General features: G+C 65.8%; 8 protein-coding genes and 3 rRNA genes. 10 read left to right on the top strand and 1 reads right to left on the bottom strand.

The genetic code is table 11. The features are described from left to right. Positions 1–93: 93 nt before the first annotated feature. Positions 94–1,200 (bottom strand): ABC transporter substrate-binding protein, encoded by a 1,107-nt coding sequence (locus CFP65_RS12630; RefSeq protein ID WP_104816189.1) that lies wholly within the window; start codon positions 1,198–1,200, stop codon positions 94–96. Positions 1,201–1,709: 509 nt separating this feature from the next. Here CFP65_RS12630 and CFP65_RS12625 point away from each other — a divergent pair. The 10 genes from CFP65_RS12625 to CFP65_RS12575 all read left to right on the top strand — a co-directional run bounded on the left by CFP65_RS12625 (position 1,710) and on the right by CFP65_RS12575 (position 15,859). Continuing rightward, positions 1,710–2,717, top strand: coding sequence for an LD-carboxypeptidase (locus CFP65_RS12625; protein WP_104816188.1), 1,008 nt, complete (start codon positions 1,710–1,712; stop codon positions 2,715–2,717). Between the two features lie 146 nt (positions 2,718–2,863). Then, a complete protein-coding gene (locus tag CFP65_RS12620; protein WP_104816187.1) occupies positions 2,864–3,544 on the top strand; it encodes a nucleoside/nucleotide kinase family protein in 681 nt (226 codons plus the stop codon). Between the two features lie 560 nt (positions 3,545–4,104). Continuing rightward, a 16S ribosomal RNA gene (locus CFP65_RS12610) occupies positions 4,105–5,626 on the top strand. A 281-nt stretch (positions 5,627–5,907) separates the two neighbouring features. Further along, positions 5,908–9,029 (top strand): 23S ribosomal RNA (locus CFP65_RS12605). Between the two features lie 84 nt (positions 9,030–9,113). Next, positions 9,114–9,230, top strand: a 5S ribosomal RNA gene (rrf, locus tag CFP65_RS12600). The 16S, 23S and 5S rRNA genes sit together here, the layout of an rRNA operon. Positions 9,231–9,506: 276 nt before the next feature. Then, entirely contained in the window at positions 9,507–10,919 is a 1,413-nt protein-coding gene (locus CFP65_RS12595; protein ID WP_254552362.1) for a histidine kinase, read from the top strand. Further along, on the top strand, positions 10,871–11,533 hold the full coding sequence (locus CFP65_RS12590; RefSeq protein WP_104816185.1) for a response regulator transcription factor: 663 nt from the start codon (positions 10,871–10,873) through the stop codon (positions 11,531–11,533). Before CFP65_RS12595 ends, CFP65_RS12590 begins: the two co-directional genes overlap by 49 nt. 165 nt (positions 11,534–11,698) lie before the next feature. Then, positions 11,699–13,378 (top strand): DUF2637 domain-containing protein, encoded by a 1,680-nt coding sequence (locus CFP65_RS40795; protein ID WP_254552361.1) that lies wholly within the window; start codon positions 11,699–11,701, stop codon positions 13,376–13,378. Between the two features lie 193 nt (positions 13,379–13,571). Continuing rightward, positions 13,572–14,861 carry an aldolase/citrate lyase family protein gene (locus CFP65_RS12580; protein ID WP_158702152.1) on the top strand — a complete coding sequence of 430 codons (1,290 nt, stop codon included), beginning with the start codon at positions 13,572–13,574 and terminating at the stop codon, positions 14,859–14,861. Positions 14,862–15,211: 350 nt separating this feature from the next. Continuing rightward, complete coding sequence (locus tag CFP65_RS12575) at positions 15,212–15,859, top strand: YigZ family protein (RefSeq protein WP_104816184.1); 648 nt, start codon at positions 15,212–15,214, stop codon at positions 15,857–15,859. Positions 15,860–16,188 lie beyond the last annotated feature (329 nt).

Here is a 16,188-nt window from a genome sequence, read left to right as displayed (position 1 = left end):
ACGTCCACGGACGGCCCCCGTCGGCCCGTTGCCGCCCCGACCCTCCGCCTGACCCGTCCGCGCGGCCCGCCGGGCCGGTCTGTCCGCTCCGGATCAGACCCCGGGCGCGACGAAGCCGGCGAGATCGGCGAACACCGCGTCAGCCGCCATCACCCCGAGCCCGAGGAACCAGGTCTCGTCAGCCACCGGCCGGGCCTGACCCGATTTCACCGCGCCGAGCGTCCGCCAGAGCGCGCCACCGAGCACGGCGTCCTGACTGGTGGCGCTGGGCGAGCCGTAGACCCCGTAGAAGATCCAGTCGGCGTCCGCCTTGTCGATCTGCTCCGGACTCACCTCCACGGCCAGCTCCTTGACCTGCTCGATCTTCGGCTGCGCCAACGGGATGTCGGCCAGCAACGTGCCGATGAACGACAACTCCGCGTAGAGCCGGATCCGCCCCGGCATGAACCGCAGCGGTGTGATCGTCGGCAGCTTGCCACCGAGCTTCGAGCTCAGCTGCGCTCCGAGCGCCTGCGCCCGGCTCCGGTAGTCGTCGAGCTTGGCCTTGGCCTCCGCCTCCAATCCGAACGGGGTCGCGTTCAGCGTGAAGTTCTCCTTCCACGGGTACCCGGGCCGGATCGAAAAGACCGTCGGGGCGATCTTCGAGAGCGCGGCGTACTGGTCCTGGGCCCGGAGCTGGCTGCCGAGGATCAGGTCGGGCTTGAGCCCGGCGATCGCCTCCAGGTTGAGGCTCGAAATCGTGCCCACCGCCGCCGGGCTGCCGGCCTGCCCCTTGAGGTAACCGGGCATCGTCTTCGACCCGTCGGTGTAGGCGACACCCACCGGCTGGATCCCGAGCGAGACGACGTTGTCCAGCTCACCGGTGTCCAGCACGACCACCCGGGTGGGCCTTTGCGGGATCTCCGTGCTGCCCATGGCGTGCCGGATCGTCCTGGGGAACACCCCGGCGTCGGCATCGGTGCCGAACCCCTTCATCTTCTCGATCACGGCGGCGAAGTCGTCCCCGCCCTGGGCGATCGACTTCTGACTCCCGCTCTTCCCACCGCTGCCGTTTCCGCTGCCACCGCTTCCCTGGACACTCCCGCTGCCACCCCCGGAGCTCGAACCGCAGGCGGTGAGCAGTCCGCCGAACCCGAGCACCGCACCGCCGGTCAGCCCGACGGAGAGGAACGTGCGGCGGGAGGCGCTGGGGACGGGCATGGGGGAGCTCCTCGGATCGAGAACGAACTTAGGTAAGGCAAACCTATCTCACCATCCGCCAGGCCTTCCCATCACGGCCCAAACAGTCACAAATCACCTCGCCTTCACTTCGACCTCCGCTTCCGTGTTCGACATCGATCCTCCATCTCCTCCCACCCGACCCCTTTCGCCTCACTCGCCCCTTGGTCCACGCTCCCCTCACCGCCGCTGCGGCGACCCTGGCCCTTCTCGACCCGCCAAGAACGCGGCTACCGTGAACAGCTGCGCCATCACGACCGCCCAGGCTGCCCCGGACACCACCCGCACCTCCTTGCTCGGCAATCCCGATTCCCCTCGTCCTCCCGACTGTCCGTTCCGACCGGCAGCAGCGGCAGGACGCCAGGGCGACTGTCCGGACCAGCAGGCACCTGACCTGCCCCGCCCGACTGCTCGCGGCCGTCGCGCCGGCACCTCACCACCTCCCTCACCAGACAACCCATTCGCCACCGCACCGAAGGAGGAGGCCGACGATGCCGCCCACTCCCACTTCCTCACACGGCTCCAGCCCGGTGGCCGGTCGGCCCTCCGCGCTGCGCCGTCCGCACGCCCTCGCCCCGGGGGATCGGGTGGCGGTCATCGCTCCGAGCGGACCGATCGACCGAGAACGCCTGGCCGCCGGAGTCCGCATCCTCGAGGACTGGGGCCTCGAGGTCGTACCGAGCGAGCACCTTCTCGACGCCCACCCGACCGCCGCCTACCTGGCCGGCTCGGACGAGAACCGCGCTGCTGACTTCCAGCGGGCCTGGCTCGACCCGACGATCGCCGCCGTCATCTGCGCCAGGGGTGGCTACGGTGTCCAGCGCATGGTCGACCTGATCGACTGGGACCGGCTCCGCCCGGCCACACCCAAGGCCCTGGTCGGCTTCAGCGACGTCACCACGCTGCACGAGACCGTTGCCCAGCGCTTGGGCGTAGCCACTCTCTACGGGCCGATGGTCGCCGCCCAGGCCTTCGCCACCGATCACGCCTTGGCCGACCACCTCAGGCGCACGCTCTTCAGCCCGGCCGAGACCACGATCCTGACCTCGCCCACCGCCGCACCACTCATCTCCGGACGCGCCCACGGCATCACGGCGGGTGGCTGCGCCTCGGTCCTTGCCTCGGACCGGGGCACCCCGACCGCCCGCCCGAGCTTCGCCGGCATGATCCTGCTGCTCGAGGACATCGGCGAACACCCCTACCAGCTCGACCGCATCCTCACCCAGCTGATCCGCACCGGCGCCCTCGACGGAGTCAGGGGGATCGCCCTTGGCTCCTGGGAAGGCTGTGGCACACCGTCGGAGGTCCGCGCTCTGATGAAGGAATGCCTCGCACCGCTTGGCGTCCCGGTCATCTGGGAGCTGGGCTTCGGCCACGGGCCGGCCGCTCTCACCGTCCCGCTCGGTGTACCGGCCCACCTCGATGCCGATGCCGGCACCCTGACCTTCGACCTCCCTGCCCTCGCCGACTCTCGGCGCACTGCCGATGCCGTTGCCTGATGAGTAAGGTGCGCTCCATGAACGCGGACGGTCCCACGGCATCATCGCCGTCGCTTGCCTCTCCTCCCTCCAGCGCCTCTGCCCAGACTGGTACTTCCAGTACTTCTGATACCTCCAGTACTCCTTCTGCTCACACCGCCGCCGCGATGGATGCTGTCTCCACCACCCCCTCCTTCTCCTCGGCCTCACTGGTGGACGACATATTGGCCCTGCTCCGGCGACAGGGAGCTCGCACCGGACGAGTCCTACTCGGTCTCACCGGCCCACCCGCAGCCGGCAAGTCGACGCTGGCCCACCACCTGGTCGCCCAGATCAACCGAGTGGAGGGCCCGGAGACCGCCGCGTATCTGCCACTCGACGGTTTCCATCTCTCTAATCAGCAACTTGACCGCCTGGGCCTACGAGCTCGCAAGGGTGCTACCACTACCTTTGACGGCCTGGGCTACCTGGCCCTGCTGCGTCGGGTCACCAACGAGCGGTTCCATGACATCTACGCCCCGGACTTCGACCGCACGCTCGACGAGCCGGTCGCGGCACGACACGTCATCCACCCGCACACCCGCCTGGTGGTCACCGAAGGCAACTACCTGGCCAACACCGAGACCCCCTGGCCCGAGGCACGCGCGCTCCTGCACGCCCTCTGGTACGTCGAGGCCGACGACGACGCCCGAGAGGAGCGTCTCCTCCAGCGCCACCTGGCTTCCGGGGACGACCCCGCGACGGCCCGACGACGCGTCAGCACCAACGACCACCCCAACGGCGAGGCCGTGAAGGCGCTGCGAGCCACCTGCGATTGGGTGGTCCGCCTGGACGTCTTGCCAGGATGATTTGCCCCCACCCTTGATGGGGAGTAGTGTTACCTGGTCGCTTGGCAGGGAGCACCGGACACGCATCAGCGCGGACGGTCCCGGAGCGGCCAATCCTCCTGAACCACCACTTCTGCTCAGCGGAGTCGTGTCTTCTGACACGCCTCAGCTTGAATTGTCGTGTGCGTTTATCGGATTGCGGTCGGATTCGCTTTTCGGAGCGGGGATCGGCTAAGGTTTGAAACGTCGGACGGGCCGTCAGGTCGCAGACCGGCAGGGAAAACCGAGTGGAAAGCGAAGCGGAAATCATCTGCTAAGCTGGAAACACGAAAGAACGAAACGAACGAAGCCCGGAGAGCTTGCGAGAGCGGCTTGAAGGAAGCGTCCGTTCCTTGAGAACTCAACAGCGTGCCAAAAGTCAACGCCAGATATGTTGACATCCCTGGCCTTGATCCTTCGGGATCGGGGTTGGAGATTCCTTTAGTAACAAAACACAGCGAGGACGCAGTGCGCGGGATCACCCTATTCCGGTGGTTGCCGTGCCGCTCAACGCGAGTGTCCCTCCCGATTACGGGAAAACATTCACGGAGAGTTTGATCCTGGCTCAGGACGAACGCTGGCGGCGTGCTTAACACATGCAAGTCGAACGATGAAGCTCTTCGGAGTGGATTAGTGGCGAACGGGTGAGTAACACGTGGGAAATCTGCCCTGCACTCTGGGACAAGCCTTGGAAACGAGGTCTAATACCGGATATGACCTTCCTCCGCATGGGGGTTGGTGGAAAGCTCCGGCGGTGCAGGATGATCCCGCGGCCTATCAGCTTGTTGGTGGGGTAACGGCCCACCAAGGCGACGACGGGTAGCCGGCCTGAGAGGGCGACCGGCCACACTGGGACTGAGACACGGCCCAGACTCCTACGGGAGGCAGCAGTGGGGAATATTGCACAATGGGCGAAAGCCTGATGCAGCGACGCCGCGTGAGGGATGACGGCCTTCGGGTTGTAAACCTCTTTCAGCAGGGAAGAAGCGCAAGTGACGGTACCTGCAGAAGAAGCACCGGCTAACTACGTGCCAGCAGCCGCGGTAATACGTAGGGTGCGAGCGTTGTCCGGAATTATTGGGCGTAAAGAGCTCGTAGGCGGCCTGTCGCGTCGGATGTGAAAGCCCGGGGCTTAACCCCGGGTCTGCATTCGATACGGGCAGGCTAGAGTGTGGTAGGGGAGATCGGAATTCCTGGTGTAGCGGTGAAATGCGCAGATATCAGGAGGAACACCGGTGGCGAAGGCGGATCTCTGGGCCATTACTGACGCTGAGGAGCGAAAGCGTGGGGAGCGAACAGGATTAGATACCCTGGTAGTCCACGCCGTAAACGTTGGGAACTAGGTGTTGGCGACATTCCACGTCGTCGGTGCCGCAGCTAACGCATTAAGTTCCCCGCCTGGGGAGTACGGCCGCAAGGCTAAAACTCAAAGGAATTGACGGGGGCCCGCACAAGCAGCGGAGCATGTGGCTTAATTCGACGCAACGCGAAGAACCTTACCAAGGCTTGACATATACCGGAAACGGCTAGAGATAGTCGCCCCCTTGTGGTCGGTATACAGGTGGTGCATGGTTGTCGTCAGCTCGTGTCGTGAGATGTTGGGTTAAGTCCCGCAACGAGCGCAACCCTTGTTCTGTGTTGCCAGCATGCCTTTCGGGGTGATGGGGACTCACAGGAGACTGCCGGGGTCAACTCGGAGGAAGGTGGGGACGACGTCAAATCATCATGCCCCTTATGTCTTGGGCTGCACACGTGCTACAATGGTCGGTACAAAGGGCTGCGATGCCGCGAGGCGGAGCGAATCCCAAAAAGCCGGCCTCAGTTCGGATTGGGGTCTGCAACTCGACCCCATGAAGTTGGAGTTGCTAGTAATCGCAGATCAGCATGCTGCGGTGAATACGTTCCCGGGCCTTGTACACACCGCCCGTCACGTCACGAAAGTCGGTAACACCCGAAGCCGGTGGCCTAACCCTTGGGAGGGAGCCGTCGAAGGTGGGACCAGCGATTGGGACGAAGTCGTAACAAGGTAGCCGTACCGGAAGGTGCGGCTGGATCACCTCCTTTCTAAGGAGCACATAGCCGGTTGCGAGCGAATGTCTCGCACGGTTGCTCATGGGTGGAACGTTGACTATTCGGCACGATGAGGGTCACCTCTCCAAGTACTGCTTCGGCGTGGAACGGGTTGGTTGGTCTTGATCGTGTCGGGCACGTTGTTGGGTCCTGAGGGAACGGCTTGATGTCGTTGCTTCAGTGATCGCCGGTCTCACTTGAGAGCCGCCTTGTGCGGGTCGAAGGTGGGGGACTGGTCGTTGTTTGAGAACTGCACAGTGGACGCGAGCATCTGTGGCCAAGTTTTTAAGGGCGCACGGTGGATGCCTTGGCACCAGGAACCGATGAAGGACGTGGGAGGCCGCGATAGTCCCCGGGGAGTCGCCAACCAGGCTTTGATCCGGGGGTTTCCGAATGGGGGAACCCGGCAGTCGTCATGGGCTGTCACCCGCACCTGAACACATAGGGTGTGTGGAGGGAACGAGGGGAAGTGAAACATCTCAGTACCCTCAGGAAGAGAAAACAACCGTGATTCCGGGAGTAGTGGCGAGCGAAACCGGATGAGGCTAAACCATATTGGTGTGAGACCCGGCAGGGGTTGCCGATGTGGGGTCGTGGGAAAGTTCTTCAGCTGTCTGCCGGCAGTTGGGCGAGTCAGAAACCGTATGGATAGTCGAAGGACATGCGAAAGGTCCGGCGTAGAGGGTAAGACCCCCGTAGACGAAATCTGTACGGCTCGCTTGAGCTTCTCCCAAGTAGCACGGGGCCCGAGAAATCCCGTGTGAATCTGGCGGGACCACCCGCTAAGCCTAAATATTCCCTGGTGACCGATAGCGGATAGTACCGTGAGGGAATGGTGAAAAGTACCGCGGGAGCGGAGTGAAATAGTACCTGAAACCGTGTGCCTACAAGCCGTGGGAGCGTCGGACATGCAGCTTGCTGTGTGTCTCGTGACTGCGTGCCTTTTGAAGAATGAGCCTGCGAGTTTGCGGTGTGTAGCGAGGTTAACCCGTGTGGGGTAGCCGTAGCGAAAGCGAGTCCGAATAGGGCGATTGAGTTGCACGCCCAAGACCCGAAGCGGAGTGATCTAGCCATGGGCAGGTTGAAGCGCGGGTAAGACCGTGTGGAGGACCGAACCCACCAGGGTTGAAAACCTGGGGGATGACCTGTGGTTAGGGGTGAAAGGCCAATCAAACTCCGTGATAGCTGGTTCTCCCCGAAATGCATTTAGGTGCAGCGTCACGTGTTTCTTGCCGGAGGTAGAGCACTGGATAGGCGATGGGCCTCACCGGGTTACTGACCTTAGCCAAACTCCGAATGCCGGTAAGTGAGAGCGTGGCAGTGAGACTGTGGGGGATAAGCTCCATGGTCGAGAGGGAAACAGCCCAGAACACCGACTAAGGTCCCTAAGCGTGTGCTAAGTGGGAAAGGATGTGGAGTCGCAGAGACAACCAGGAGGTTGGCTTAGAAGCAGCCACCCTTGAAAGAGTGCGTAATAGCTCACTGGTCAAGTGATTCCGCGCCGACAATGTAGCGGGGCTCAAGCACACCACCGAAGTCGTGTCATTGCAGCTATAGGGCCAACGCCTGCTGTGATGGGTAGGGGAGCGTCGTGTGCCGGGTGAAGCAGCGGAGGAATCCAGTTGTGGACGGTTCACGAGTGAGAATGCAGGCATGAGTAGCGATACAAGAGTGGGAAACTCTTGCGCCGATTGACCAAGGGTTCCTGGGTCAAGCTGATCTGCCCAGGGTAAGTCGGGACCTAAGGCGAGGCCGACAGGCGTAGTCGATGGACAACGGGTTGATATTCCCGTACCCGCTTTGAAGCGCCAACGGCGAACCTCTGAATGCTAAAGCCGTGAAGCCGGCCCGGAGTCTTCGGACGAAGGGACGTGGTGGAGCCGCTGACCCAACAGGGTAGTAGCTGAGCGATGGGGTGACGCAGGAAGGTAGTCCAGCCCGGGCGGTGGTTGTCCCGGGGTAAGGGTGTAGGCCGAGTGATAGGCAAATCCGTCACTCATTAAGGCTGAGACCTGATGCCGAGCCGATTGTGGTGAAGTGGATGATCCTATGCTGTCGAGAAAAGCCTCTAGCGAGTTTCATGGCGGCCCGTACCCCAAACCGACTCAGGTGGTCAGGTAGAGAATACCGAGGCGTTCGGGTGAACTATGGTTAAGGAACTCGGCAAAATGCCCCCGTAACTTCGGGAGAAGGGGGGCCGGAACTGGTGATCGGATTTACTCCGTGAGCTGGGGCCGGCCGCAGAGACCAGCGAGAAGCGACTGTTTACTAAAAACACAGGTCCGTGCGAAGCCGTAAGGCGATGTATACGGACTGACGCCTGCCCGGTGCTGGAACGTTAAGGGGACCGGTTAGTCAACTTTCGGGTTGGCGAAGCTGAGAACTTAAGCGCCAGTAAACGGCGGTGGTAACTATAACCATCCTAAGGTAGCGAAATTCCTTGTCGGGTAAGTTCCGACCTGCACGAATGGCGTAACGACTTCTCGACTGTCTCAACCATAGGCCCGGTGAAATTGCATTACGAGTAAAGATGCTCGTTTCGCGCAGCAGGACGGAAAGACCCCGGGACCTTTACTATAGCTTGATATTGGTGTTCGGTTCGGCTTGTGTAGGATAGGTGGGAGACTGTGAAGCCGTGACGCCAGTCATGGTGGAGTCATCGTTGAAATACCACTCTGGTCGTGCTGGATGTCTAACCTGGGTCCGTGATCCGGATCAGGGACAGTGTCTGGTGGGTAGTTTAACTGGGGCGGTTGCCTCCTAAAGAGTAACGGAGGCGCCCAAAGGTTCCCTCAGCCTGGTTGGCAATCAGGTGTTGAGTGTAAGTGCACAAGGGAGCTTGACTGTGAGACCGACGGGTCGAGCAGGTGCGAAAGCAGGGACTAGTGATCCGGCGGTGGCTTGTGGAAGCGCCGTCGCTCAACGGATAAAAGGTACCCCGGGGATAACAGGCTGATCTTCCCCAAGAGTCCATATCGACGGGATGGTTTGGCACCTCGATGTCGGCTCGTCGCATCCTGGGGCTGGAGTAGGTCCCAAGGGTTGGGCTGTTCGCCCATTAAAGCGGTACGCGAGCTGGGTTTAGAACGTCGTGAGACAGTTCGGTCCCTATCCGCTGTGCGCGTAGGAATATTGAGAAGGGCTGTCCCTAGTACGAGAGGACCGGGACGGACGAACCTCTGGTGTGCCAGTTGTCCTGCCAAGGGCATGGCTGGTTGGCTACGTTCGGGAGGGATAACCGCTGAAAGCATCTAAGCGGGAAGCCTGCTTCGAGATGAATGTTCCCACCTCCTTGAGAGGGTAAGGCTCCCAGTAGACGACTGGGTTGATAGGCCGGATGTGGAAGCCCAGTAATGGGTGGAGCTGACCGGTACTAATAGGCCGAGGGCTTGTCCTCAGTTGCTCGCGTCCACTGTGTTGTTCTGAAACAACGACCCCATGCTCATGGAGAGTGTGGTGCGGTCGGATAGTTTCATAGTGTTTCGGTGGTCATAGCGTGAGGGAAACGCCCGGTTACATTCCGAACCCGGAAGCTAAGCCTCACAGCGCCGATGGTACTGCAGGGGGGACCCTGTGGGAGAGTAGGACGCCGCCGAACAATCATTGTGGAGAAGCCCCATCCGGGAGACCGGATGGGGCTTCTTTGCGTTTACAGGGCTTATGAGCTGCCGGCAGCACCAGAAGGTTTCGACCTCACCCTCCAGCTATGACCCGCTCACAGGTAGACCTAGGTCCACCTCAAAGTCGGGCCCAGGGGCCACTGCCTACTCGGTCGTCAGCGGACAGACTGGTGCCCAGATCGGGCGTCAGATCAAGTCAGCGCCAGATCAAGTACACGCGCAGCTGTGAGTTGCCACGAGGTTGAGGTGTGGAGATGGACATGGTGAGTCAGGTGGCCCAGCCGGGTGTTGCCGTGCAGCGGGCCGAGCAGGCATGGGAACGCCTGCTCATGGGTCTCCAGGCGCAGTGGCGGTGCGCGCTCGTCCTGCTCCAGGCCGGCATCGGTCCGGTGGTCCTTCTCTACAGCGGGCTCCTGGCTGCGGCCACGGTGGCTACCGGTGGCCTCGGCCGCGGGCCGCTCGCGGGGCTGTTGGGGGTCGCCGGCCTGCTGGCCTGGCCACTCGCCTTCTTCTGGTGGAGCCGTCAGCATGCGGCGATCACTCGTAGTCGTGCTGCCGCGTGGTCCGGGCTGCTTCTGCGGGAGTACCACCGTTCGGTTCCGGGGCTGGTGCAGGACGAGCGGGGGCACTGGTGGACCGGACACTCCTACTTCCGGGACAAGCGGGTGGCCGAGTCGGTCCTGCTCGCTCGTACGCGGGTGTCGGATCCGGCGACTTGGCGCGATGTCAGGTGGTTGGCTGGCAACGCGGTCAGTGCGGGTGTGTTGGCGCTGCCGAGCGTCGGGCTGCTCGTGGGTGGCGGCCTGCAGATGACGATCAGTCTGGCGAGGTCCTACTTCGGGCGATCGCCCGAGGACTTCGTCCAGGCGATCTTCTGGGCGGGGGTGGCGGTGCTCGGGCTGTTGGTGGCTCCGCATGCCGTTCGGATGCACAGCGAGTGGGCGTGCCGGCTGCTGGACCCGGAGAGTTCTGCGAAGCAGGAGAAGGTCCGACTCACGAAGCGGGTCGAGCACCTCACCACGACGCGGGCCGATGCGGTGGGTAGTCAGGTCGCCGAGCTCCGCCGGATCGAGCGGGATCTGCACGACGGCGCGCAGGCGCGCCTGGTGGCCATCGGCATGACGCTCGGCACCATCGAGCACCTGATGGAGACCGACCCTTCCTCGGCTCGGTCGTTGCTGGCGGAGGCCCGTCAGTCGTCGGCGCGAGCCCTGCAGGAGCTGCGTGACCTCGTCCGGGGCATACACCCACCGGTCCTGGCCGAGCGTGGTCTCGGTGACGCGGTAAGGGAGTTGGCACTCGACAGCGCCTTGCCGGTGGAGGTGACGGTCAGTCTGCCGGCCCGTCCCGAGCCACCGGTGGAGTCGGCGGCGTACTTCTGCGTGAGCGAGCTGTTGGCCAACGCGGCGAAGCACTCTGGCGCGGGGCAGGTGTGGGTGGACATCCTCTTCCGCGCCGGCCAGCTGCGAATATCCGTGACGGACGACGGCCGAGGTGGCGCGGCTCCGGAGCGAGGAAGCGGTCTTCGCGGGATCGAACGTAGGCTGGCGACTTTCGACGGGGTCTTCTCGCTCAGCAGTCCGCTGGGCGGCCCGACGACGATCACGATGGAGCTGCCGTGCGTGTTGTCCTCGCCGAGGACCTCTACCTCCTCCGAGAGGGTCTGATCCGGCTGCTGGAGGCGCACGGGTTCACCATCGCGGCGGCGGTCGAGACGGGTCCCGAGCTGCTCGAGGCGCTGTTGGAGCACCGGCCTGACGTGGCGGTGGTCGATGTCCGGCTGCCGCCGACCCTGACCGACGAGGGTCTCCAGGCCGCGCTCGCGGCACGACGGGAGATACCCGGCCTGCCGGTCCTGGTGCTCTCGCAGCACGTGCAGCAGCTCTACGCACGGGAGTTGCTGGCCGACGGTTCCGGCGGGGTCGGGTACCTGCTGAAGGACCGGGTGTTCAACGCCGACCAGTTCATCGACGCGGTGCGGCGGGTGGCGGCCGGTGGTACCGCGATGGATCCGGATGTGATCGCCCGGCTGATGCAGAGCCGGTCCGGGTCGGAGCCGGTGCAGCGGCTCTCGCCCCGGGAGCGGGAGGTGCTGGAGCTGATGGCGGAGGGGTGCTCGAACCTGGCGATCGGTGCTCGACTGATGGTCAGTGACGGGGCAGTGGCCAAACACATTGCCAATATCTTCACCAAGTTGGAACTGGCTCCTGCCGAGGACGCCAACCGCCGTGTTCTCGCGGTGCTGGCGCACCTCAACGGCACGCCGCCCCAGCCTCGCTAGCCCTGGGCTGAGTCGATTGCCAAACCCGTGTGCGAGTAGTATCCGGTGGGCCGAGACGGTCGCGGACGCGGTGATCTGGCGCTGATCCGGTGCGGCGACGCAGGTGGATTGGGCCGCACCGTGCACACGTACGGCACCTGCCGAATCCCAGGGGTTGATCAACGAATGGCACGTCCATCCCTCACCCGCGCCCACCGGGCTCTGCTCGGGCTGGTCGCGGCCGGGGCCTGTCTGATCTCGGGCATCGGCTTCGCCGGCTCGTACAACGCCGTGCGCGAGTTGGCGATGGAGAAGGGGTTCGGCGCCTTCTCATATGCCTTCCCGATCGGCGTGGACGCCGGCATCGTCGTCCTGCTGGCGCTGGACCTGGTGCTCACCTGGCTCCGAATACCGTTCCCGCTGCTGCGTCAGACGGCCTGGCTGCTGACGGCGGCCACGATCGCGTTCAACGCCGCGGCCTCCTGGGGCGACGCCCTCGGGATGGCGATGCACGCGGTCATCCCGGTGCTCTTCGTGGTCGTGGTCGAGGCTTCCCGGCACGCTGTCGGCCGGATCGCGGCGATCACAGCGGACCGGCACATGGAGTCCGTCCGGCTGATGAGGTGGGTCCTCTCACCGGTGCCGACCTTCCGGCTCTGGCGTCGGATGAAGCTCTGGGAGCTGCGTTCCTACGACGAGACGGTCCGGCTGGAGCAGAACCGCCTGGTGTACCGGGCGCAGCTGCGGTTCCGGTACGGGCGTGGTTGGCGCCGGTCGGCGCCGTTCCAGGCGTTGCTCCCGCTCAAGCTCGCCAAGTACGGCGTGCCGCTCGATCCCGGCATCCTGGACCGGATCGACGGACCGTTGGAGGCGGCCCCGACCCAGGCCACTCCGCCGGGCGCGAGTCGGTCCGAGTCGCGCGGGCTGCCCCAGGCCGCCGGCGCTGTCGGTCGGCAGGTTCAGTCGGGCCATGCAGGTCTGCCCACGACGGGCGATCAGGTGCCGGTGGACCAGGCCCCGGTGACGGCGGCGGTGGCCGTCCCCACCCTGGCGAAGCTGGCCGCCGTCCGACTGCGGGACGCACAAGAGCCCTCGCATGAGGAGGAGGGCGCGGCGGCACCGGCGCAGCCGCAGCCCGAGCTCAACGTCTGGTTGGCCCGGACGCAGCAGGAGCAGGCGCAGCACGGGTACCAGTCCAGGGTGCCCGGGCAGGCGTCGCCTTGGTTCAAGCCGCCGCGCGTGTCGCGCCCGGGCGAGCAGGTGTCCGGTGGGGTCCCCGCCGATGGGGCGCTGACCGGCGGACAGGGTGCGGGGGCTCCGATGGCGGGTGCGCCCGTGACGGCGGCGCCCGAGCACGGGATGCCGGCGCCCGTTCCGGCAGGTGCGGTGCCCGGTGGAGTCCGGCCGCGTCCGGTGGGTCCGCGCCCCGTCCGGATCGAGCAGCTCGCCCCGGAGGGCGCACGGCAGGTGGTGGCCGTGGCGGAGGAGGACAACGAGCCTTACCTCGGGACCGAGGAGGCTTTCGCCGAAGCGGTCGCCCTCGAACTCGAAGAGGAAGCGGCGGCGCTGAACGGGGAGTCGGCCGAGCACCGGGCCGCGCAGCAGGGCGTGGAGCACACGGCCTCCTCGCACGCCGAAGACCGGCACCCGGTCGCCGCGCCGCTCGACCCGGAGGTCTGCTTCGCCGCGCTGGTCAGCTACATCGACCAGTACGAGCGGCAGCCGGACGTCGCCGCGCTCGCCGAGTACCTGACCACCGAGTACGGGGTGGTGGGCACCCGTCCCGACGGCTCGGTGAGCCCGTCCGAGCTGGGGCGGATCTGGGAGCGACTGCAGCGCCAGTACGTCGCCAGCGGGCGCGACTGAGCAGCGGAACGAGGCGCGGCGCCCCTGCGCTGAAAGCGGGGGCGGAGGACAATTTCACAGTGGGTGCGGCCGCAGGGTGACAGTGGTCCGGCACGTGGGCGGCCATTGACGGCCGGGCCCTGCGAGGTTACCTTCACCTCCAGCAGGCATCAACAAATTGTTGAAGAGCCGTGGCGTGATGGAGGGTCCCAGGATGTCCCAGGCCGAGGTGGACGGTACCAAGTCCGAGGGTGGAGTGTCCTTCTCGTCCGAGGCCCGGGCCGCCGTGGACGCGTTGCTGGCGCCCGTCGACGCCGAGCTGGCGCGCCGCTACCCGGGGGAGCCGAGCACCCGTCAGCCGGTGCACACCGTCTACGTTCCGGCGGACGTCTTCGCCGCCGACACCGTGCAGACCTGGGGTCGGGAGGCCCTGGAGGTCTTCGACACCCATGCGGGTACGCCGGCCGAGCTGGCCGCGGCGCTGGGTGTTCCGGCCGACGAACTGCTCACGGAGGTGCATGCCCGGGTCCGGGCCAAGCTGGAGCGCGAGCCGGTCGAGGACCTCCGGATCGACTTCGAGGACGGCTACGGCCCGCGTCCGGACGCCGAGGAGGACGAGGCCGCCGTCCGGGCCGCCCGCCTGGTGGCCGCTGCGGTCGCCGACGGCACCGCGCCGCCGTACATCGGCATCCGGATCAAGTGCATGGAGGCGGCGGTCCGCGCCCGGGGCATCCGCACCCTGGAGCTCTTCCTCGCCACCCTGATCGCCGAGGGCGGCCTGCCCGAGGGCCTGGTGCTCACGCTGCCCAAGGTCACCTACGTCGAGCAGGTCACGGCGCTGGTCCGGCTGCTGGAGGACTTCGAGGCGCGGGCCGGTCTCCCCGCGAAGCGGATCGGGTTCGAGATCCAGATCGAGACCACCCAGGCCATCCTCGGTGCCGACGGCCGCGCGACGGTGGCCCGGATGATCGAGGCCGCCGAGGGGCGCGCCACCGGTCTGCACTACGGCACCTTCGACTACAGCGCCTCCTGCGGTGTCAGTGCGGCCTACCAGAGCATGGACCACCCGGTCGCCGACCACGCCAAGGCCGTCATGCAGGTGGCTGCGGCGGGTACCGGGGTCCGGCTCTCGGACGGTTCGACCAACGTGATCCCGACCGGTGGCCGTGAGCAGGTCCACGCCGGCTGGAAGCTCCACCACGACCTGGTCCGCCGCTCGCTGGCCCGGGCGTACTACCAGGGCTGGGACATGCACCCGGCCCACCTGCCCACCCGCTACGTCGCCGTCTACTCCTTCTACCGCGAGGGCCTCCACGCCGCGGCCGCCCGCCTGACCGCCTACGTGGCCAAGGCCGGCGGCGACGTGATGGACGAGCCCGCCACCGCCAAGGCGCTCAGCGCGTACCTGCTGCGCGGCCTCGACTGCGGCGCCGTCGACTCCGCCGAGGTCACCGAGCTCACCGGTCTCAGCCGCGTCGAGCTCGACGCCCTGGCCGGTCGCTGAGCAGGTTCGGGAGGCGGGACCGCCGGGCCAGGCTGAGCCCCAGCTCGGCTGAGCTCAGCCGAGCTGGACTAGGCTCCACTGCCTGACCGGGGGCATTGCCGCACCGGGGTGCCGCGGGTCGACGGTCGCGTGGCGCCGCCGAGCCTGCGAGCCTGCGAGCCGCCGAGTCGCGGTGCCCGGGTAGGCCGGCGGCGTCGGCGCTCCCGGGGTCTGGTGCGTCGGGCGTCCGGTGTCGATCTGGACGGGCTCGGAACGGGTCGGCGGAGCTGGCCGGTGGGGCCGGTTAGGCTGGCGGGGGCGATCACGTCCGTAGCCAGCCTTCTTCCCGTACGTCTGGAGATCACCGCGCGATGTCGGAGCCGAGCGCGAAGCCGTACCTCACCGTCCGGGGCTCCGGCACCCACGAACTCGAGATCAAGAAGTCCCGGTTCATCTGCCACCTCGCTCGGGTGGCAGACGAGGACGAGGCCCAGGCATTCATCGCGGGCATCCGGAAGAAGTACTGGGATGCCCGGCACAACTGCACCGCGTTCGTGGTCGGCGGGGAGAGCCCGCGCGAGCGGTCGAGCGACGACGGCGAGCCCGGCGGTACGGCCGGGGTGCCGATGCTGGAGGTGTTGCGCCGGCGCGGGCTGACCGACACGGTCGCGGTGGTGACCCGCTACTTCGGCGGGATCAAGCTCGGTGCCGGCGGACTGGTCCGGGCATACGGGAGCGCGGTGTCCGAGGCGGTGGACGCCATCGGGTTGCTGGAGCGGCGGCCGGTCACCCTGCTGGCGGTCTCCGCCGACCACACCAGGGCCGGACGACTGGAGAACGACCTCCGAGCAGCCGGGCACGTGGTGCGGGGGCTCTCCTACGAGCCCACCGGTGTGCTGATCGAAGTCGGTGTGCCGGAGCCTGAGGTGACCGCCTTTCACGCCTGGCTCGCCGAGGTCACCGGGGGCGCTGCGGAGGCGATCGAAGCGGGGCGCAGCTACGTCGAGGCCCTCGTCTGACCATGGCTCGGAGCGTCCGCCCGAGCACGGCGGCGGACACGCGTCGCACCGACCGCCGCGCGGGCGTCGGCTTGGCAGGGTGCCCCTGCCGGGACGGTAGCGGATCCGATGATTCGTCGGGCGGCAGAAGCCCGAGTGACACCCGAACGAATTAACCATGCCCGGAGTTGGAACTTCCCCTCCGGGCTCTTGCGTTTTCTCGACAAGGAATCCCACCCGGTCTCCCGGAGCGGGAGCCACAGTCTCGACCCCATCGATGGAGGAATTCAGACCCCACCCACCACCCCACGGGAGGTACCTCGCATGACATCGGCATACACTCCGTCCCC

The organism is Kitasatospora sp. MMS16-BH015 (assembly GCF_002943525.1).
Lineage (GTDB): Bacteria > Actinomycetota > Actinomycetes > Streptomycetales > Streptomycetaceae > Kitasatospora.
The sequence above is the reverse complement of the archived record's forward strand: the minus strand, read 5'-3'. Positions and strand labels throughout refer to the sequence as shown.

Bases quoted from the DNA above. Each gene is read 5' to 3' on its own strand.
- CFP65_RS12630 (WP_104816189.1), bottom strand. From the start codon at position 1,200: ATGCCCGTCCCCAGCGCCTCCCGCCGCACGTTCCTCTCCGTCGGGCTG.
- CFP65_RS12625 (WP_104816188.1), top strand. From the start codon at position 1,710: ATGCCGCCCACTCCCACTTCCTCACACGGCTCCAGCCCGGTGGCCGGT.
- CFP65_RS12620 (WP_104816187.1), top strand. From the start codon at position 2,864: ATGGATGCTGTCTCCACCACCCCCTCCTTCTCCTCGGCCTCACTGGTG.
- CFP65_RS12595 (WP_254552362.1), top strand. From the start codon at position 9,507: ATGGACATGGTGAGTCAGGTGGCCCAGCCGGGTGTTGCCGTGCAGCGG.
- CFP65_RS40795 (WP_254552361.1), top strand. From the start codon at position 11,699: ATGGCACGTCCATCCCTCACCCGCGCCCACCGGGCTCTGCTCGGGCTG.
- CFP65_RS12580 (WP_158702152.1), top strand. From the start codon at position 13,572: ATGTCCCAGGCCGAGGTGGACGGTACCAAGTCCGAGGGTGGAGTGTCC.
- CFP65_RS12575 (WP_104816184.1), top strand. From the start codon at position 15,212: ATGTCGGAGCCGAGCGCGAAGCCGTACCTCACCGTCCGGGGCTCCGGC.